This window comes from Roseivivax sp. THAF197b, assembly GCF_009363255.1.
Taxonomy (GTDB): domain Bacteria; phylum Pseudomonadota; class Alphaproteobacteria; order Rhodobacterales; family Rhodobacteraceae; genus Roseivivax.
In genome coordinates, this window is sequence record NZ_CP045318.1 from 1,129,396 (window position 1) to 1,146,738 (window position 17,343).

Consider the following 17,343-nt stretch of genomic DNA (forward strand, 5'->3'; position numbering starts at 1 on the left):
CATGTCTGCCGTCCTGCCTAGCGGCAAAGACCGGGCCGGGCAACGATGCATTCGTCGAAGGTCCGGCCGGCAGCCCTGATCAGGCCTGCGCGTCGGGACATGCGCAGGAAAGTGGCGCTTATCGGTTCAGCTTCTCGAGCCGTGCCGTGACGGATAGCCCATGCGCCTCGAGGCTTTCGGCCCGCGCCAGCGTTTCGGCGGCAGGTCCGATGGCCCGCAAGGCCTCCGGTGTCATCTTGGCCAGCGTCGTGCGCTTGACGAAATCCATCACCGAAAGGCCCGACGAAAAGCGCGCGGAGCGGGCCGTGGGCAGGACGTGGTTCGGCCCGCCGACGTAATCGCCGATGGCCTCCGGCGTCCATTGCCCAAGGAAGATGGCGCCCGCATGGGTGATCTTTTCTGACAGCGCATCGGGATCGGCCACGCAGAGCTCCAAGTGCTCGGGCGCGATGCGGTTCGACAGCGCCGCCGCCTCCTCGAGATCGCGCGCCACGACAATGGCACCGAAATCACGCCAGGATGCGCCCGCAACCGCGCGCCGTTCCAGCGTTTGCAGCCGGGTCTCGACGGCATCGGCCACGGCGCGGCCGAAAGCGGCATCGGTGGTGATCAGGATCGACTGCGCGCTCTCGTCATGCTCGGCCTGGCTCATCAGGTCGAGCGCGATCCAGTCGGGATCGTTGTCGCCATCGGCGATCACGAGGATCTCCGACGGCCCCGCGATCATGTCGATGCCCACACGGCCGAAGACGCGGCGCTTGGCAGCGGCAACGAAGGCATTGCCGGGCCCCGTGATCTTGTCCACCGGCGCGATGGTCTCGGTGCCGTAGGCCAGTGCCGCAATGGCCTGCGCGCCGCCCACGCGGTAGATTTCGTCAACGCCCGCGATGCGCGCGGCCAGCATGACCAGCGGGTTTATCACGCCATCCGGCGTCGGCACCGTGATGGCCAGCCGCCCGACGCCTGCGACTTTCGCAGGCACCGCGTTCATCAGCACCGAAGACGGGTAGGAGGCGATGCCGCCCGGCACGTAAAGCCCTGCCGCCGACACCGGCGTCCAGCGCCAGCCAAGCTCGGCCCCCGTCTCGTCGGTCCAGCGCTGATCCTCGGGCATCTGGCGCGCGTGATAGGCCCGGATGCGGTCTGCGGCGGTCTCCAGTGCCTGCCGCTCGGCCTCGGGCACCTTGGCGATCTCGGCATCGACCTCGTCGCGGCTGACGGCGATCTTGTCCGCAGTGATTTCCATCCGGTCGAATTTCGCGGTGTAGTCCAGAAGGGCCGCATCGCCCCGCGCCCGCACGTCTGCGATGATCGCGGCGACGGTGTCGTCCACATCGGGGCTGTCTTCGCGCTTGGCGGTCAGAAGCGCGGCAAAGGCGGCCTCGAAATCGGATTGTGTCGTGTTCAGAAAGACGGGCATTGCGGCGACCTCTCTAGCCTGTTGCCCGGGGTTCTAGCGGGATGCGCGCCGGGCGCAACCGGGGCAGGGGGCCGCACGCCACCCGGGGATCAACCGGTCCGAAGTTCGGGACGCAAGGCCAGACGGTCGAGATGGGCGGCCGCACCTCCGAAATCCGCGCGCGCATTGCGCTTGTCCGGAAAGGCAAGGCAGGCCAGACCCGCCGCACGTGCGGCCCTAAGCCCATGTGCCGTGTTCTCCACGGCAATCGCGTCATGCGGCAGGGTTTCAAGCTCCAGCAGCGCCTTCAGGTAGCTGTCGGGGGAGGGCTTCGGCGCCACGCGGTTTGCGCGGGTCACAATTGCATGGAAACTGTCGCGGCCCAGATGAGTCGCCCTGAGCACCGCATCCACGATGGCCTCGGAGGCAGAGGAGACCAGCCCGATCCGCCAACCCTTGGTGCGGGCCTCGGCAATCGTGTCGGCGACACCCGGCCGCAATGTGACGGGGCGGGTCAGCGCGGTCTGAACGATTTCCGACTTGCGGCGGGCCAGCGCGTCGACATCAACATGGAGTTCCGAGGCCTCCGCGTGCCGGGCGATCCGCGCACGGTCGCTCAATGCGCAGGGATGCGATTTCAGGTCCTCGTCGCTCCATTTCCAGTCGAGCCCGACCTCTCCGAAAGCGCGATTGAACGCATCGCGTTGCACGGCCGACGTCTCGACCAGGACGCCGATGGAACCGAGAAGGAGGGCTGGCATATACGGGAGCTCCGGAAAAGATGCATTGGGAATGCTATCAACACCAGAGTGGCGCCCCGGTTCCACCGTTTCGATAGAGAATTTGTGATGAAGAACAGAGGGATGAGCGCTTCGGCGGGTCTATGCCCGATAGGGGCGCTCGCACGGCGAAAGCCCGCGCAAAACGCGCGGGGGCTGTCGCTCATGATAAGGCTTTATTGCAGGTGCGAAAGGCGGACCCGATCAGTCCAGCGGATGATCCGGCCGCTTGCCCGAGGGCGCGAGGTAAGGCCGCGTTACGTCCTTCACGCGCAGCTCCAGCGCTTCGACCTCCGCGCGGATCGCGCCGTCGCCCGCAAGCGTGATCTCGACGAAGCCCGCGCCGTCCTCGCCCGGCTGAAAGGCGATGGACAGGATCTGTAGGATGGTATCCGCATCGCCGCGCGTCACGCCCTGGCTGGCCACCTTGAGCACGTTCTCCACGGACAGAACGGCCTGCACCCGCTCGACATCTGCGCGCGTTTCCTCGTGGCGCAGACGGTTGATGAGAAGGGCCAGACGCCGCTCTTTCCGCGAGAAGGAAATTTCGGTCGCAGGCAGCACCGCGTCCTGCACCAGCGCGGACAACACCGCCAGATCGTCGATGTCGAGCGCCCCGAGGTTCAGCGGCTTCGGCGTCGCGTCTTCGAAACGTGCGTCTTCGCTCATGCTTCCTTGATCCTTTCGATCTCGGCACCCACGCCGCGAAGCTTGCGCACCACATGCTCATAGCCGCGATCGAGGTGGTAGACCCGGTTGACCTGCGTTTCGCCCTCGGCCGCGAGTCCTGCGAGGATCAGCGACACCGAGGCCCGCAGATCGGTCGCCATGACCGGCGCGCCCTTGAGCTTGTCGACGCCCGTCACGGTGGCGGTGCCCCCCTGCACGTCGATTTTCGCGCCCATCCGCATCAATTCGGGCGCATGCATGAAGCGGTTTTCGAAGATCTTCTCTTCCAGAACGCTGGTGCCTTCGGCGGTGCACAGAAGCGCCATCATCTGCGCCTGCAGGTCGGTGGGGAAGCCGGGGAAGGGCTCCGTGGTGACATCGACCGCCGAGACGCGGCCATTCTTGCGGGACACTTTCAGGCCGGTCGTCGTCTCTTCGACCGAGATGCCCGCCGCGTCGAGCTTTTCGCAGAAGGCCGCGACCAGCCGGATCTCCCCGCCCAGGCACTCTACCTCGCCGCCGCAGATCGCGGGCGCCAGCATATAGGTGCCTAGCTCGATCCGGTCGGTGACGACGCGGTGGGTGGCGCCGCCCAGCCGCTCGACGCCTTGAATGGTGATCGTGTCGGTACCGTCGCCTTCGATCTGGGCGCCCATGCGGCGCAGACAATCGGCCAGATCGACGATTTCCGGCTCTTTCGCCGCGTTATTCAGCACCGTCGTGCCCTTCGCGAGCGTTGCGGCCATCAGCGCATTCTCCGTGGCGCCCACGGAGACAAGCGGAAACTCGAACGTGCCGCCTTTCAGACCGCCCGGCGCCTTGGCATGGACGTAGCCGTCCCGCAGGTCGAGCTCCGCGCCCATGGCTTCCAGCGCGCGCAGATGCAGGTCCACGGGCCGCGCCCCGATGGCGCAGCCGCCGGGCAGGGAGACCACCGCATGCCCGTCCCGCGCCAGCATCGGGCCCAGAACGAGGATTGAGGCGCGCATCTTGCGGACGATGTCGTATTCGGCCTTGTGGTTATGGATGTCATGGCTCGACAGGGCCAGGACATGCCCGTCCTGCAGGCTGGAGACTTCCGCGCCCAGCGATTGCAGCAGCGTGGTCATGGTGCGGATATCCGACAGACGCGGCGCGTTGGTCAGCGTCAGCGGCTCTTCGGACAGAAGCGTCGCGGGCATGAGCGTGAGGCAGGCATTCTTCGCGCCCGCGATGGGGATCTGGCCCGAAAGCGGGCCGCCTCCGGTGACGACGATGGAATCCATGACCTCAATCCTTGTCTTTGTCCTGCGCCTCGTCGGGACCGCTGCGCGCCTTGGCCTGCCGTTTGCGGCGGGCCAGATTGGCCTTGAGCGCGGCTTTCAGCCGGTCCTCTCGGCCAGTGTCGCGGGGTTTTCCGGGCGTGCGTTTCTGCTCCATGGGCGCTCTCTATCGCAGCGGGCAAAGAGGGTCCAGATTCATGCTTGCGCCTTCGGTTTTTTGCCAGTAGAGACCCGCCACATCGCCAGACACGGCGACCCGGCGCTGCTGTAGCTCAGAGGTAGAGCACTCCCTTGGTAAGGGAGAGGTCGAGAGTTCAATTCTCTCCAGCAGCACCACTCTAACCCCTTGATCATAAAGAAACCCCTTGCTTTCTAAGGGCTTTCACCATTTCGCTGTTACAAACAGTGTTACAAAATGGGCTGTGACATGGGGCGGAATCCTCGTCATTTCCTCGACCGTGGCGGTCGCTACTTCGCGCGCATCGTGGTGCCGAAAGAGCTCCGGCCATATCTCGACAACAAGACCGAGCTCCGCGCGCCGCTCGGTCCTGATCGACGCACGGCGCTCCGGCACCATCCCATCGCGGTCGCCGAGTTGATGCAGAAGATCGCGGTCGCTGAGCGCGCCCTGGCGGACGCCCAGGGCATCGCCCAGGTGCCAGGCCGATACCCTCTGAGCGATGCGCAGATCGCCTTTCGCAGCTATAGCGCCCGACTGGTTCAGGATGCCGGGGAGCGACAGCGCTTGCCTGGCTACGCGAGCGTCAGCGTGGATGAGACCTATGCCGCTCAGCTCCGCGCCGGTATGGCCGGGCACGCGAGCGATGCCGAGCTCGAGGAGCTCGTCGGCCATCGGATCGCGCACTATCGGAAGATCGGCAACACGATCGCCGTTCGCGGCACGCCAGAATGGCGCAGCCTGGCAATGGCTTTGTGCGTGTCCGAATACGAGGCGCTGAGCCGCGTCGCAGAGCGCGATGAGGGAGACTTCGCGGGCATCCCGGCGCATCCCATGATCCGTGACGCTGAGCCCGAAGCAGAGGGACCGCCACCGATCCCGCTCCGCAGGCTACTGCATGATTACCTGGGCCATCTGAAAGTGCAGCGGAGATCACCTGCCACGATCAAGAGATGGCGCGGCGTTCTCGATGATTTTGTCGATGATCTCGGCCACGACGATGCGCGCCGCGTCACCAGGAAGGATGCGATTGCATGGCGCGACAAGCTCCTGACCTCGCGCTCGGCGAAGACGGTGAGCCAGACATATCTCGGCGCGCTCAGAGCTGCATTTAACTGGGCGGTGGCCGAGGACCGGCTTGATGCAAATCCGGTCGAGAAGGTGCGGCAGGCGGTGCCCAAGAAAACGCGCTCCCGGCAGAAGGGGTATACCGATGAGGAGGCGCGCGCGATCCTGAAATTCAGCCGCGCCCACGAGCCGAAGGTCGACATGGGAATCGTCCGAGAGGCACCGACCACAACGCTGGCCCGCCGCTGGGGGCCGCTTCTCGCGGCTCATACCGGGGCGCGCATCACCGAGATCATGCAGCTCAGGAAGTCTGACCTTCGGCAGGAGGACGGCAGCCTGGTGATCCGGATCACCCCTGAGGCTGGCACTGTGAAGACAGGGCAATATCGGGACGTGCCGTTGCATCCCCAGCTGATCGACCTCGGCTTTCCGGCTGTGGTGAATGCAGCTCCGGATGGGCCGCTGTTCTACATCGGCAGTCCCGAAAAGCTGTCTTTGCAGAAGGCTCAGCACCAGGGGGTGCGGATTGCGAAATGGCTGAAAGAGGCCGGTCTGGTGCCTGATGGTGTGCAGCCGAACCATGCTTGGCGGCATCGTTTCAAGACTGTCGCCCGTGAGGTCGGGATATCTGATCGCATCGCCGACGCGATCTGCGGTCATGCCGGTCGGACCGCTGGTGATGACTACGGCGATGTAACGATCAAGGCTAAAGCGGTGGTGCTCGGGAAAATGCCGTCATACACCGTTGAGTGATGTTGTGCTCATCACCAACACTTATTGAAAAAGAAATCACTCATTGGAGTTAATGGGCGTGAAGAAACCCTCGACTATTATTCTGGCATTGGCCTATTCAATTATATTTTCTCCCCTAGCAACTGCGCAGGAGGATTTTTTCGCAATCGAGGGAGACCCGAGTTGGGTGTTTCTATCAAAGTATAGAGAAGCATCGGTTTCTATCAATGATCAAGTCTCTGGTGGATGCTGGATAGACCCAACCGCTTCGATGAATGTTGTCCAGTTGGAGCTCTTGCGCAGTTCGATTCACATTGAAGAAGGTAGTTTTTTCACGCCGGAAATATTTGTCTCTGCAAATGGCTACGCCATAGATGATTACTCATGTGCTGCCAATGTGAAGTTGAAGGTTTGGGCTACTGGATTTCGCAACGTTCATAATGAAGAATTGAAGCTTCCTTCTATCTATAGATACTCGCTTTGGTCGAGTTCTTATTTGCTGACTGGATCTAAGGGTGACATGTCGTCACGAATTACCGAAGCACATCAAAATCTCATCCGATCATTTCTAGTAGATCTTGAGAAAAACTCGCAAGCTTTTTCTAGGGCTGCCGTAAAGGATCTTGATGGGCACTTGCGAGATCGTTGGCTCGAATATTTTGAGCCAGATCGATAATATTCATTCAAACCCGTAGATTTTTTATGCTGGGAGTCTGAGATTGTGGTATGATGGATTAAATCATCATACCGCCCGATTTGTTTCCCACATGACTATCTTCGACCGCCTCTTGGGCCGCACCGCCCTCGAGAAAAAAAGCACGAGTCCGATCTCTCTGACCGATGCCGAGGCCCTCGGTATCTTCGGTGTCATGCCAACCTCGAGCGGTATGTCGGTCTCCGCCGCGACCGCGATGCGCGTGCCTGCCGTCGCCTGCGCCGTGGCGCTCATCGCCGAGACCATCGGCACGTTGCCGGTCAAGGGCTTCGACAAGAGCACGAAGGAGGCCAACCGCACCCATCCCTCATTCCGGCTGACCCATGACGAGGCGAATCCCTGGACCGCCGCCGGAGCGCTGCGCACGGCGCTGACGCTTGATGCGCTGGTGAATGACAAGGGCGGCTTTGCGCTCGTGGTGCGCGCCAGCGATGGCCGTCCGCTTGAGCTCCACCGCCTGGAGCCCTCGGCGGTCACGATTGCCACGGCATCGGATGGCAGCCCCGCCTACTTGGTGCAGAATGCGACCGGCAAGGCGACCTACAGCTTCGAGGACATTCTGCACGTCGCGCCGTTCGGCGGCATCGCCCCACTGACACAGGCGCGCGAGGCCATCGGCTTGGCGTTGGCCTTCGAGCAGCACATCGGCTCGCTCTTCAAGAATGGTGGCCGTCCCTCCGGCATCATCATGTCGCCCAAGACGCTCGACGCCGAGGGCAAGAAGAAGATTGCTGGCTCTTGGTTCACCACGCATTCCGGCGCTCGCTCAGGGGGCACTGCAATCCTCGACGAGGGGATGAGCTACCAGGCGCTGAGCACGACGCTTGCCGATGCACAGTTCGCCGAGAACCGTGTCGAGCAGATCCGCGAGATCGCGCGTGCCTTCCGCATTCCGGCCCCCATGATCGGCGAGCTGGGCCGCGCCACCTGGTCGAACCTCGAGCAGCTCAACCGCCAGTTCCTCCAGATGACGCTCGCGCCTTGGCTGCGCGCCTGGGAAGCCGCGTATTCCCGCACGCTGCTGACGCTGGAAGAGCGCCAGGCGCTGCGCATCGAGTTTGTCGTCGATGCCCTCCTTGAGACCGACGCCGCCACGCGCGCCGCTGCCTACGCGCAATATCGCAGCATGGGCGCAATGACCGCGAACGAGGTCCGCGCCGGGCTCAACCTTCCCGCTCACGTTGCCGGTGATGAGCTGAGCAACCCCTTCACAACCTCAAACAGCGCCCCGGTGCAGGAGCCCTCTGCATGAGCACCACGACCGCGAACATCCTCGAAGCCATGCGCCGCGACACTGAGCGCGGCTTGAAGGCGATGAAGCTCCGCCGCCATCCGGCAGGCGAGGCGCTTTTGCGCGATCAGGATGAGCTGATCGCCGAGGTAAAGGTCGAGGCCGAGAAATGACCATCAACGTGCGCGCATTCTTCGGCGATGCAGAGCGCGACTTCGCGCTAACCGATCACATGATCGAAGAGCTCGAGCGGCTCAGTGATGCCGGGATCGGCCTCATCTACCGCCGCGCCACTGCCATGCAGTTCGGCCTCAAAGACATCACCGAGACGCTCCGGCTCGCTCTGATCGGCGCAGGCACGCCACCCGAAGAGGCTGAGCGCCTCGTCACCGCCTGGTGCCGCAATCGCCCCATTGCCGAAACCCTGCCGCTCGCGCTCGACGTGCTGGATGCGCGCTGGAGCGGTGCCCCCGCCAAGACGAGCGACGCAGCATGACCGACTTCATCGAGATCAAGGCGCAGCTCGCCGTCGATGATACCGGCCACGTCTCCGGACTGGCCTGGCCCTTTGGATCGCCGGATCATGTCGGCGACGAGATCCTGCCCGGCGCGTTCAAGGCCGTGGCCGCACCGCTGCCCATGCTCTTCCAGCACGATCAGACCCAGGTGGTCGGCGTCTGGGAAAAGATCACCGAAACAGCCGAAGGCCTGACCGTCAAAGGTCGCCTTCTGGTCGATGAGATCGCGCGTGCCCGTGAGGTCCGCGCGATGCTCGTCGAGAAGGCCGTCACCGGCCTCAGCATCGGCTTCAAGACGAAAGCCGCAGCACCCAGCGTCCGTGGTCGCACGATCACCGCGCTCGACCTCTTCGAGGTCTCTCTGGTCGCCGTTCCGTGTCATCCGGCGGCGCGCATCACGACTGCAAAATCTGCCGCCGATGACACGGCACATCCTTCCATTGGAGAAAAAATGGAAAACGAAACGACCCCGGCAATCACGCCGGTTGTTCCGACCGTCCCGGCGAATGATGCTCCGGCGGTCGATCTGAAAGCCTTCGAGACGATCCGCAATCGTCTGGACGCCCTTGAGGCAAAAGCGGCACGTTCCCACGGCGTGACGATCACCGGCCCGGCCATCCACACCGGCGATGAGCGCAAGGCCTTCACCGACTACCTGCGCACTGGCGATGCGACCGAGCTCAAGGCGCTGGCCGCGAACAGCGGCACCGGCGGCATCCTCGCACCTGAAACGGTCTCGGCCACGATCATCGAGAAGATCGCCGAGTTCAGCCCGGTGCGCGGCATCGCCCAGACCATTGCCATGAATGGGCCGCTGCTCCAGCTTCCGCGCCTTGTTACCGAAGTGACGGTCGGCGAGGTGGCCGAGCTCGAGGCCAAGCCCGAGAGCGAGCCGACCTTCGAGCAGATCGACCTCAAGCCCTTCGAGATGGGGGTAATGGTTCCGGTCAGCCGCACGCTGATCGAAGACGCACAGGTGGATATTTCCGGCTACCTGGCGAACCACATAGCGCGCCGCTTCGGCCAGAAAGAGGCCTCCTGGTTCGTCACCGGCAACGGCACCTCGCAGGCCGAGGGTGTCCTGACCTCGACCGAGGTGCAGGTGTTCGAGCATACCGGGGGCCTTGTCGATCTGGACGCGATCAATCAGCTCTTCTACGGCTTGCCGACTGCGTATGCGGTCAACGGCGTCTGGCTGATGAACCGCCGCACCATGTCGGTGATCCGCGCAATCAGCGATGGTAACGGTGTGCCGATCTGGCAGCCCTCGCTTGCATCCGGTCAGCCGCCGACCCTCTACGGTCGCCCCGTGCTCGAGGCGGTGGACATGCCCGATCCGGCCCCCGGTGGCACGCCCATCGTCTTCGGCGACTTCGCCACCGGCTACGCCATCGCTGACCGCATCGGCTTCGAGGTGATCCGCGACGAGCTGACCGGCGCGCTCAACAGCATGGTCAAGTTCGTGGCCCGCCGCCGCGTCGGTGGCCGCGTCATCCTGGGCGAGTCACTGGTCAAGCTCGAGCTGGCAGCCGCCTAATGACCATCCGGCTCGCATATGAGGAGGCCACGGTGCAGCTCGGCGATCTCGCCGTGCAGCTCCGTCCCTCTTTGCGCGCCGCTGCCATCCTCGAGGCCGACATTGGCCTCGAGCGTCTTTTCCGGGGCCTGGCTCAGTTCGAGCTGGGCATCGTGAAGAAGATCATCCGCGTGGTGGTCGGTAGGAGCGTCGCCGAGCAACTCCTGGCAGACATCGCAGATGTGCCCCTGCGCGCTGCCGAGGCGGCGCTCCGGCGGCCCCTCCAGGCGCTTTGCCTGGGCTTCATCCCCCACGTCTCTCAGGACCAAAAGACACGCTTTCAGACAGGCATCACCGCTGAGCCTATGCCCTGGGCCAATGTCTACGCACAGCTTCATCGGCGCGCGACCGGCTGGCTGCACTGGACGCCGGCGGCTGCATGGAACGCCACACCCTCCGAGATCGCAGCTGCGCTCGAAGAGCATCTCGACATGCTGCGCACGATCCACGGCTCGGCAGAGACCAAAGAGACTGGCCAGGTCTCGGAAGAGCAGCGCGAGCGCAACATCGCGGAAGGGCTCGACCCTGAGTTCGACCGCGATGCCCTGCGCGCACTCAAGGCCAAGATCGCCGGAGGGATCGCCTAATGCCCCGGCCTCCGCATCTCTGCACCTGCGGAAAGATCGTGCCCGATGGCGTTCTCTGTGCCTGCAAACGCCCTGCTATCCGTGCCAGGAACAAGCGCCACGATGCTCGCCGTCCGAATGCGCGTGCTCGCGGATACACGAGAGCATGGGAGGAAGCGCGTACTACGTTCCTTTCAATTTACCCCTATTGCGCACACTCCGGATGCACCGAAAAAGCCTCTGTGGTCGATCACGTCATCCCGCACCGTGGCGACATGCAGCTCTTCTGGGATCGCACCAACTGGCAGGCGCTGTGCGCGCACCACCACAACGCGCACAAGCAGCGGCAGGAGCGGAGCGAATGACCGCGCCATTCTCCGGCCGCTTCACCATCGACACCCTCGACAACGAGACCGCGCCCGAGCGGCGGCTCTGGGCGTCCGTGCTTCTGGCGCTCATCGAAGACGCAGTGTTCGGTGCACCAGCCTGCCTCGGAACGCCTGGCCTCCGCATCGTCGAGACCCGCAAAGCACGCGAATACTTCCTCGCCCCGAATGACAGCCTGCGCGCGATCTGCGAGCTCCTCGGCCTTGATCCCGTTGCGGTTCGCGACCGTGTGGCCCGGCAGATCGAAGCGGCTGAGACACCCGAGGTGCTGATCTCGAAGCCGGTGCGTCACTCGCCGCGCGCCACTCCGACGCGCCGCAGGGCGAAGGATGCCGGGGGTGCCTGTGGTCTTTCGACCGATCCACGGGACCGGCGCGGGAAGGCTCTTACGCCATCGCCGGTATTTGCGCTCGGCAAAACAGCCGAATTTAGATTTTTTCACTGAGACCTGACCCATGCCACACCCTCTGCTTCCCCTAGTGAAAGCCCAGATCAACCTCGATCACGATCTCGATGACGCGCTCCTCGAGCACAAGATCGCCACCGCCGAAGCCTGGTGCGCGACCTTCCTGGGCGTTCACGAGATCCCCGCGCCGGTGCTGACCGAGGCCGTCCTGCAGCTCGCCGCATATTGGTATGCCGAGCGCGAGGCGGTCACTTCCGGGCCGATGGGTATGATCCCCTTCGGCGTGCACGACCTTCTGCGGCCCTATGCCGAGGTGGTGACTGGTCATGTCAGCATCTGACGACGCCAAGCGCATCTCCGCGCGCCTCGGGGCCATCCCCACCGAGATCCTCACCCACCTCCGGCCCGCTCTGGTGCGCTCGGCTGACGAGGTTGCAGGCAACATGCGCGCGCTCGCACCAGAAGATGAGGGTGATTTGATCGCGTCCATCGCCGTGACCGGCCCACTCGAGACCACCCCGGCCTATGCAGATGGCGGCGGCAGGCGCACCGCTGGCCCGAATGAAGCACTGGTGACGGTCGGCGATCCAGACATGCGCCACGGCCACCTGCAAGAGTTCGGCACCGTCCACCACGAGGCGCAGCCCTTCATGCGGCCCGGCTGGCGCCTTGCCAAGCCCCGCGTCGAGCGCCGCATAAAACGAGCCATCACGACCGCGATCAAGAAAGCCCTGACATGATCGACCCGACACTCGCCTTCCGCACCGCTGTGCGCGCTGCCCTGATGGGTGCACCTGCCGTCACCGCCTTGGTCCCGGCAGATCGCATCCGCGCAGGCTCCACCCGGCCCGGTGACGCCGCCTGCATCGTGCTTGCCGGGGAGCAGATCGTCTTCAAAGGCCGCGCCTCCGGCGAGCAGTTCTGCGCCAGTGTCTATCTCGATGCGCATATCTGGGCACCCGAAGGCGCGGACTTGGCGCACCAGATCGGCGGCGCGGCCATGCTGGCGCTGCTCGACGCGCCGACCTCCGAGGAGATCCACGTCGATGAATGGACGAAGCCCAGCATCCGGTATCTGCGCGACCCGGCCCCGGAGCGCGCCTGGACGCATGGCGTCATCGAGCTCGAAGCTGCGATCCGCTGGAGGGCCTACGCATGATCCGCGCAGGCAAGCTCGACCGGATCGTGACGCTCGAGCGCAAGGTCGAGACCGTGGCCGCATCCGGCGCGGTCTCGGAAGCCTGGGCACCCATCGCGACGATCCGCGCCGAGCTGGTGCAGCGGAGCGCCGAGGAGTTCCTGGCCTCGGACATCGAGCGCGAGACCGTGGCCGTGATCTTCCGCATTCGGTGGCGCGCGGACATCTCGACCGCTGACCGGCTGACCTATCTGGGCCGCGCCTATGACCTCGAAGAGATCGCAGAGCTTGGGCGGCGGCAGGGCCTCGAGCTTCGGGCGGTGGCGGCATGAGCGCGCATCTGCGCGGCGTAAAGCCGCCCCTCTCCGCTGACAAAGACGCCCTGACCAAAGCGCCGCCGGTGCCGAAGCATCTCTCGAAGCACGCCGCCGCCGAGTGGAAGCGGATCATGCCCCAGCTCATCGCGCGCCGCGTGCTTACGAAGGCCGATCTCGGCGGTGTCGAAAATTACTGCGTGATGGCTGGCACCGTGCGGCAGATCGCCGACGATCAAGCCGCCGCCGGTGGCGTGATTGACCTCAAGATGATGGGCCTGTCGATCCGCTGCGCGCAGACCGCGCGCCAGCTCGCCGCAGAGTATGGGCTGAGCCCGACGAGCCGCGCCCGGATCGGCGCGACCCAGGCCGAAGACGATGACGACGACAACCCGTTGACGGTGCGGTGATGACTGGCAGCGTGCACCCGGCATGGATCAGCGACGGATCGGCCATCCCCGATCCGCTGCGCTGTGGCGCGCGCGCTGTCGAGTTCCTGCGCCGCCTCCGGCATCCCCAGAGCGATGCGCCGCGCCAGGCCTTCCAGCTCTTCCCCTGGCAGGAGCGCATCGTGCGGCATATCTACGGGCCGCGCCACGAAGACGGGCGGCGGATCGTGCAGACCGTGCTCCTGCTTCTGCCGCGCGGAAACCGGAAGACCTCGCTCGCCGCTGCGCTAGCACTCTTGCATCTGATCGGTCCCGAGCGTGTCCCGGCAGGGCAGGTGATCTTCGCGGCGGCGGATCGTGAGCAGGCGGGCATCGGTTTCCGCGAGGCCGCGAACATCGTCCGCATGGACAAGCGCATCGAGGCCGCGACGCGCATCTATGACGCGCACAATGCCCCGAAGAAAATCGTCTACAGCGCCGAGGACGTGACCCTCCGCGCGATCAGCTCTGACGGTTCCGCCCAGCACGGCCTGACGCCGAGTTTCATCCTGGCCGACGAGCTGCACGTCTGGCGTGGCCGCGATCTTTGGGAGGCGTTGCGCTCGGGCACTGCCAAGGTGCCGAACGCGCTCACCGTGATCGCCACGACCGCCGGGCGCGGCTCTGACACCGTGGCGGCGGACCTCTTTGACTACGGGCGGCGTGTCGCGCTCGGCGAGATCACCGATCCGAGCTTCCTGCCGATCATCTTCGCCGCCGAGCCCGAGGAAGACTGGCGCGATGAGGCTGTGTGGCACCGCGTGAACCCCGGTCTCGAGCACGGCTTCCCGAGCCTCGAAGGCCTGCGCAACCTCGCCCGTGAGGCCGAGCACCGGCCAGGCGACCGCTATGCTTTCGCGCAATACAATTTGAACGTTTGGATGGCGAACAGCCGCGATCCGCTCTTCGATCTCGACACCTATGCGGCGCGCGCCTTCGAGATCGACTTTGAGGAGCTCGAGGGCCTCCCGTGCTGGCTGGGTGTCGATCTCTCGCTCTCCGGCGACCTGAGCGCGGTGGTGGCCGCGTGGCGGCACACTGATGGACAGATCACCATCGCGCCTTGGGTCTTCGTGCCTGGTGAAGATCTGCGTGCCCGTGCGGATCGTGACGGCGCACCCTACGAGGCCTGGGAAGCGGCGGGCCAGATCATCGTGACGCCTGGGCCGGTGGTCGATCATGGTGCGGTCGAGACCCAGATCACCGAGCTCTGCGCGCGCTTCGACGTGCAAGAGATCGCCTTCGATCCGCACCTCGCGCGGAAGATGATGCAGAACCTGCACGACGATGGCCTGCCGGTGGTCGAGTTCCGCCAGACACCGCTCAACATGGGCGTGGCCGCTGGCGATCTTGAGCGCACCGTGAACGGGCGCATGATCCGCCATGATGGGCACCCGGTGCTCGCTGTGCACTTCGCCAACGTGGTCGCGAGCCGCAATGACAACTCCGGCCTGATCCGGATGCACAAGGCGCGCAAGACCGACCGCATCGACGCTGCCATTGCCGCCGCGATGGCCGTGAGCCGCGCCTGCGCCGCCGAGACCGCCGTTTCCGCCTACAATGACCCCGCGCATGGCGGGATCTTCACCTTCTAAGGACAAGACCAAATGAGCGACCGCCTGCCTGGAATGATCATCGAGCTCGAGGCCAAGATCGACAAGCTCGAGCGCGGCCTGGCCCGTGCCAACCGCGCCCAGAGTTCCGCCGCGACGCAGATGGAGCGCCGCGCGCGCGACAGCGCGGACCGGATGAATGCGAGCTATGGCTCCGCGATGGACCGGATCACGGCTGGCTTCACCCGTCTCGGTGCCAGGGCGGTGCCCATCATCGGCGCGATCACCGCTGCCGCTGCAGGTGGCGCGAAGACCCTCGACACAGTGGCGCGGAGCATCGCAGAGACCGCCGATGCGGCCCGGCGCGCTGGCGTGGACTTCGAGAGCTTTCAGGCGCTCGACTTCGTGGCGCGGCAGAACCGGATCGGCGTGGACGTGCTGACCGATGGCCTCAAAGAGCTCCAGCTCCGCGCCGACGAGTTCATCCTGACCGGCCAGGGCTCCGGTGCCGAGGCATTCCAGCGGCTCGGCTTCGGCGCGAGCGAATTGAAGCGGCGGCTCGAAGACCCGACTGAGCTCTTCCTCGAGATCACCAAGCGCTTGGAAGGCCTCGACCGGGCCGGACAGATCCGCGTGGCAGATGAGATCTTCGGCGGCACGGGCGGCGAGCGCTTCGTCGAGCTTCTGGCCCAGGGCGAGGGCAATATCCGCGCGACGATGCAGAGGGCGCGCGATCTAGGCCTAATTATGGACCGCGACGTGCTCGACCGGGCCGAGCGCATCAACCGCAAGTTCGACGAGCTGCGCGCGCGTGTCTCGACGCTCGCGAAGACTTCCGTGGTCGAGCTGGGCGCAGCCATCGAGGACGCCTTCACGGTGGACGTGGATGAGCTTTTCGGATCGGTCGAGCGCGCCATCGCCATGATGGGCGAGGCCAACTACCGCGCCCTGAAAGAGGGCGGGGCAGAGCTCGAAGAGCAGCGCCAGAACGTCGAAGGCCTAATCGGCACCTATGACGAGCTGTTCCGCGCGATCAATGCTGCCACCGGCCCGGATGGCATTCGGCTCATGGACGTGGCCGATCTTGATGTCGCTCAGGACCTGGCGGCGATCCTGCAGGAGATCGACCGCGAGATGCGCGCCTTCGAGAACGGCTCGAAGAGCGCCGCCGAGTTCGAGGCCGAGGTCGCCGAGCTGGTAGAAGAGGCACAGACGCTACTCGGTGAGCTGAGTGCCGTTGATGCTCAGCGGTTCGGGAATGTCATCGGCGCGATCAATGGCATTGCCAGAGCCCTGGCGACCGCCGCACAGAACGCGGCCACGCTCCGCGGCAACCTGCCCGCCGGTGACACAGAGACCGCGATCAGCTACGGGCCACAGAACGGACGCCCCAAGTATAACTCGCCCGGCAGCGCCATCGCCCCGACGAGCTCGCCGCGCCCGGTTCTGCCGAGTATCGACGCCAGCTTCGGCGCACCGGCACACTCATCGTCTGGCGGTGGTGGTGGATCGGGTGGCGGTGGTGGTGCAACGAAGGCTGACGAGTATCAGCGCGAGGTGGCCGCGATCCGCGAGCTGACCCGTGAGCTGGAGCTCGAAGCGCTGGCGCTGGCTGGTGTCACCCTCGCAGGCCGCGACCTCTCCGGCGCTATCGACGATGCCGCAAGGAAGGCCGAGCTCTTGAACGCTGCACTCCAGGCTGGGCGCGCGGACACTCCTGCCTTGCGCGCCGAGATTGATCAGCTTGTAGCCGCGCACCGCGCGCAGGCCGACGCCGTGGACGCCGTGACCAACAAACTGGAAGGCATCGAGGATGCCCGCGAGCGGCTGGCAGGCACCGCCGAGAGCGCCTTCGTTGGCCTAGTGCGGGGCACGCTGACCTGGCGGGATGCGCTCGCCCAGGTGCTCGACCAGCTTCTCGAGATGGCGGCGTCATCGGTCTTCCAGAGCGTGTTCAGCGGTGTCTTCGGCGGCACCGGCTTCGGCAATCTCCTGGGCGGGCTGCTTGGCTTCGCCGGTGGCGGCTACACCGGCGACGGTGCGCGCCATGAGCCTGCCGGTGTTGTGCATCGCGGCGAGTTCGTGCTCTCAAAACCTGCGGTCGAGCGGATCGGCGTGGCGAACCTGGAGGCTCTGCACCAGGGCGCACTCAAGGGCTATAGCGCTGGCGGCTATGTCGGTGCCGCTCCAGCGCTCACCCGCACTCCTGGGCTCGCTCCGGCAGCGCCTGGTGGCATCGCTGTGTCGATCAACGCGCCGGTGACGGTGCAGGGTTCATCCGGATCACCTGAACAGAACAATGACCTTGCCAAGCGCATGGCGCGCGAGATGGAGAACACGGTGCGCGGCTTGGTGATTGACGAGCTGCGTCGGGCGACGAGGCCGGGGAATATGCTGGGGCGGAGATGAGCTGTTTTCCAGATT

21 protein-coding genes and 1 tRNA gene are annotated in these 17,343 nt (G+C 65.0%); 17 read left to right on the plus strand and 5 right to left on the minus strand.

Annotated features, from left to right (window positions below):
- Nucleotides 1-118 precede the first annotated feature (118 nt).
- The 5 genes from hisD to FIV09_RS20325 form a co-directional block, all read right to left on the minus strand.
- Complete coding sequence (gene hisD, locus FIV09_RS05705) at nucleotides 119-1,420, minus strand: histidinol dehydrogenase (RefSeq protein WP_152449090.1); 1,302 nt, start codon at nucleotides 1,418-1,420, stop codon at nucleotides 119-121.
- A gap of 89 nt (nucleotides 1,421-1,509) precedes the next feature.
- The gene (locus FIV09_RS05710) at nucleotides 1,510-2,160 is read right to left on the minus strand and encodes an HAD family phosphatase (RefSeq protein WP_152449091.1); all 651 of its coding nucleotides are present in this window, start codon (nucleotides 2,158-2,160) and stop codon (nucleotides 1,510-1,512) included.
- Between the two features lie 222 nt (nucleotides 2,161-2,382).
- Nucleotides 2,383-2,847 (minus strand): DUF2948 family protein, encoded by a 465-nt coding sequence (locus FIV09_RS05715; protein WP_152449092.1) that lies wholly within the window; start codon nucleotides 2,845-2,847, stop codon nucleotides 2,383-2,385.
- Nucleotides 2,844-4,112, minus strand: coding sequence for a UDP-N-acetylglucosamine 1-carboxyvinyltransferase (gene murA, locus FIV09_RS05720; RefSeq protein WP_152449093.1), 1,269 nt, complete (start codon nucleotides 4,110-4,112; stop codon nucleotides 2,844-2,846). Before murA ends, FIV09_RS05715 begins: the two co-directional genes overlap by 4 nt.
- Nucleotides 4,113-4,116: 4 nt before the next feature.
- The gene (locus FIV09_RS20325) at nucleotides 4,117-4,266 is read right to left on the minus strand and encodes a hypothetical protein (protein ID WP_172975630.1); all 150 of its coding nucleotides are present in this window, start codon (nucleotides 4,264-4,266) and stop codon (nucleotides 4,117-4,119) included.
- A gap of 104 nt (nucleotides 4,267-4,370) precedes the next feature.
- On the opposite strand from FIV09_RS20325, the gene FIV09_RS05725 reads away from it, so the two are divergent.
- The 17 genes from FIV09_RS05725 to FIV09_RS05800 all read left to right on the plus strand — a co-directional run bounded on the left by FIV09_RS05725 (nucleotide 4,371) and on the right by FIV09_RS05800 (nucleotide 17,328).
- Nucleotides 4,371-4,445: transfer RNA gene (locus FIV09_RS05725), tRNA-Thr, on the plus strand.
- A 79-nt stretch (nucleotides 4,446-4,524) separates the two neighbouring features.
- Nucleotides 4,525-6,108, plus strand: a complete 1,584-nt coding sequence (locus FIV09_RS05730) for a tyrosine-type recombinase/integrase (protein ID WP_254702451.1) — start codon at nucleotides 4,525-4,527, stop codon at nucleotides 6,106-6,108.
- Between the two features lie 58 nt (nucleotides 6,109-6,166).
- Nucleotides 6,167-6,763, plus strand: a complete 597-nt coding sequence (locus tag FIV09_RS05735; protein WP_152449094.1) for a hypothetical protein — start codon at nucleotides 6,167-6,169, stop codon at nucleotides 6,761-6,763.
- Nucleotides 6,764-6,806: 43 nt separating this feature from the next.
- On the plus strand, nucleotides 6,807-8,054 hold the full coding sequence (locus FIV09_RS05740; protein ID WP_254702452.1) for a phage portal protein: 1,248 nt from the start codon (nucleotides 6,807-6,809) through the stop codon (nucleotides 8,052-8,054).
- Entirely contained in the window at nucleotides 8,051-8,206 is a 156-nt protein-coding gene (locus FIV09_RS20330; RefSeq protein WP_172975631.1) for a hypothetical protein, read from the plus strand. The genes FIV09_RS05740 and FIV09_RS20330 overlap by 4 nt, the downstream gene beginning before the upstream one ends.
- Nucleotides 8,203-8,529 (plus strand): gene transfer agent family protein, encoded by a 327-nt coding sequence (locus FIV09_RS05745; RefSeq protein WP_152449095.1) that lies wholly within the window; start codon nucleotides 8,203-8,205, stop codon nucleotides 8,527-8,529. Before FIV09_RS20330 ends, FIV09_RS05745 begins: the two co-directional genes overlap by 4 nt.
- Entirely contained in the window at nucleotides 8,526-10,088 is a 1,563-nt protein-coding gene (locus FIV09_RS05750; RefSeq protein ID WP_152449096.1) for a phage major capsid protein, read from the plus strand. The genes FIV09_RS05745 and FIV09_RS05750 overlap by 4 nt, the downstream gene beginning before the upstream one ends.
- On the plus strand, nucleotides 10,088-10,714 hold the full coding sequence (locus tag FIV09_RS05755; protein WP_152449097.1) for a hypothetical protein: 627 nt from the start codon (nucleotides 10,088-10,090) through the stop codon (nucleotides 10,712-10,714). The genes FIV09_RS05750 and FIV09_RS05755 overlap by 1 nt, the downstream gene beginning before the upstream one ends.
- A 221-nt stretch (nucleotides 10,715-10,935) precedes the next feature.
- On the plus strand, nucleotides 10,936-11,058 hold the full coding sequence (locus FIV09_RS20695) for a hypothetical protein (RefSeq protein ID WP_256371941.1): 123 nt from the start codon (nucleotides 10,936-10,938) through the stop codon (nucleotides 11,056-11,058).
- Entirely contained in the window at nucleotides 11,055-11,525 is a 471-nt protein-coding gene (locus FIV09_RS05765; protein WP_152449099.1) for a hypothetical protein, read from the plus strand. Before FIV09_RS20695 ends, FIV09_RS05765 begins: the two co-directional genes overlap by 4 nt.
- 10 nt (nucleotides 11,526-11,535) lie before the next feature.
- Entirely contained in the window at nucleotides 11,536-11,826 is a 291-nt protein-coding gene (locus FIV09_RS05770; RefSeq protein WP_152449100.1) for a head-tail connector protein, read from the plus strand.
- Nucleotides 11,813-12,226: an HK97-gp10 family putative phage morphogenesis protein gene (locus FIV09_RS05775; protein ID WP_152449101.1), complete on the plus strand. Its 414-nt coding sequence runs from the start codon at nucleotides 11,813-11,815 to the stop codon at nucleotides 12,224-12,226. Before FIV09_RS05770 ends, FIV09_RS05775 begins: the two co-directional genes overlap by 14 nt.
- Nucleotides 12,223-12,645 carry a DUF3168 domain-containing protein gene (locus tag FIV09_RS05780; protein WP_152449102.1) on the plus strand — a complete coding sequence of 141 codons (423 nt, stop codon included), beginning with the start codon at nucleotides 12,223-12,225 and terminating at the stop codon, nucleotides 12,643-12,645. Before FIV09_RS05775 ends, FIV09_RS05780 begins: the two co-directional genes overlap by 4 nt.
- Nucleotides 12,642-12,956 carry a phage head closure protein gene (locus FIV09_RS05785; RefSeq protein ID WP_152449103.1) on the plus strand — a complete coding sequence of 105 codons (315 nt, stop codon included), beginning with the start codon at nucleotides 12,642-12,644 and terminating at the stop codon, nucleotides 12,954-12,956. The genes FIV09_RS05780 and FIV09_RS05785 overlap by 4 nt, the downstream gene beginning before the upstream one ends.
- The gene (locus tag FIV09_RS05790) at nucleotides 12,953-13,348 is read left to right on the plus strand and encodes a P27 family phage terminase small subunit (protein ID WP_152449104.1); all 396 of its coding nucleotides are present in this window, start codon (nucleotides 12,953-12,955) and stop codon (nucleotides 13,346-13,348) included. The genes FIV09_RS05785 and FIV09_RS05790 overlap by 4 nt, the downstream gene beginning before the upstream one ends.
- A complete protein-coding gene (locus FIV09_RS05795) occupies nucleotides 13,348-14,961 on the plus strand; it encodes a terminase large subunit (RefSeq protein ID WP_152449105.1) in 1,614 nt (537 codons plus the stop codon). Before FIV09_RS05790 ends, FIV09_RS05795 begins: the two co-directional genes overlap by 1 nt.
- 12 nt (nucleotides 14,962-14,973) lie before the next feature.
- A complete protein-coding gene (locus FIV09_RS05800; RefSeq protein ID WP_152449106.1) occupies nucleotides 14,974-17,328 on the plus strand; it encodes a phage tail tape measure protein in 2,355 nt (784 codons plus the stop codon).
- The last annotated feature ends 15 nt before the right edge of the window (nucleotides 17,329-17,343 follow it).

What these genes read in the sequence shown, in the direction of transcription:
- hisD (WP_152449090.1), bottom strand. Translation starts at nt 1,420, where the DNA reads ATGCCCGTCTTTCTGAACACGACACAATCCGATTTCGAGGCCGCCTTT.
- FIV09_RS05710 (WP_152449091.1), bottom strand. Translation starts at nt 2,160, where the DNA reads ATGCCAGCCCTCCTTCTCGGTTCCATCGGCGTCCTGGTCGAGACGTCG.
- FIV09_RS05715 (WP_152449092.1), bottom strand. Translation starts at nt 2,847, where the DNA reads ATGAGCGAAGACGCACGTTTCGAAGACGCGACGCCGAAGCCGCTGAAC.
- murA (WP_152449093.1), bottom strand. Translation starts at nt 4,112, where the DNA reads ATGGATTCCATCGTCGTCACCGGAGGCGGCCCGCTTTCGGGCCAGATC.
- FIV09_RS20325 (WP_172975630.1), bottom strand. Translation starts at nt 4,266, where the DNA reads ATGGAGCAGAAACGCACGCCCGGAAAACCCCGCGACACTGGCCGAGAG.
- FIV09_RS05730 (WP_254702451.1), top strand. Translation starts at nt 4,525, where the DNA reads ATGGGCTGTGACATGGGGCGGAATCCTCGTCATTTCCTCGACCGTGGC.
- FIV09_RS20330 (WP_172975631.1), top strand. Translation starts at nt 8,051, where the DNA reads ATGAGCACCACGACCGCGAACATCCTCGAAGCCATGCGCCGCGACACT.
- FIV09_RS05745 (WP_152449095.1), top strand. Translation starts at nt 8,203, where the DNA reads ATGACCATCAACGTGCGCGCATTCTTCGGCGATGCAGAGCGCGACTTC.
- FIV09_RS05750 (WP_152449096.1), top strand. Translation starts at nt 8,526, where the DNA reads ATGACCGACTTCATCGAGATCAAGGCGCAGCTCGCCGTCGATGATACC.
- FIV09_RS05755 (WP_152449097.1), top strand. Translation starts at nt 10,088, where the DNA reads ATGACCATCCGGCTCGCATATGAGGAGGCCACGGTGCAGCTCGGCGAT.
- FIV09_RS05765 (WP_152449099.1), top strand. Translation starts at nt 11,055, where the DNA reads ATGACCGCGCCATTCTCCGGCCGCTTCACCATCGACACCCTCGACAAC.
- FIV09_RS05770 (WP_152449100.1), top strand. Translation starts at nt 11,536, where the DNA reads ATGCCACACCCTCTGCTTCCCCTAGTGAAAGCCCAGATCAACCTCGAT.
- FIV09_RS05775 (WP_152449101.1), top strand. Translation starts at nt 11,813, where the DNA reads ATGTCAGCATCTGACGACGCCAAGCGCATCTCCGCGCGCCTCGGGGCC.
- FIV09_RS05780 (WP_152449102.1), top strand. Translation starts at nt 12,223, where the DNA reads ATGATCGACCCGACACTCGCCTTCCGCACCGCTGTGCGCGCTGCCCTG.
- FIV09_RS05785 (WP_152449103.1), top strand. Translation starts at nt 12,642, where the DNA reads ATGATCCGCGCAGGCAAGCTCGACCGGATCGTGACGCTCGAGCGCAAG.
- FIV09_RS05790 (WP_152449104.1), top strand. Translation starts at nt 12,953, where the DNA reads ATGAGCGCGCATCTGCGCGGCGTAAAGCCGCCCCTCTCCGCTGACAAA.
- FIV09_RS05795 (WP_152449105.1), top strand. Translation starts at nt 13,348, where the DNA reads ATGACTGGCAGCGTGCACCCGGCATGGATCAGCGACGGATCGGCCATC.
- FIV09_RS05800 (WP_152449106.1), top strand. Translation starts at nt 14,974, where the DNA reads ATGAGCGACCGCCTGCCTGGAATGATCATCGAGCTCGAGGCCAAGATC.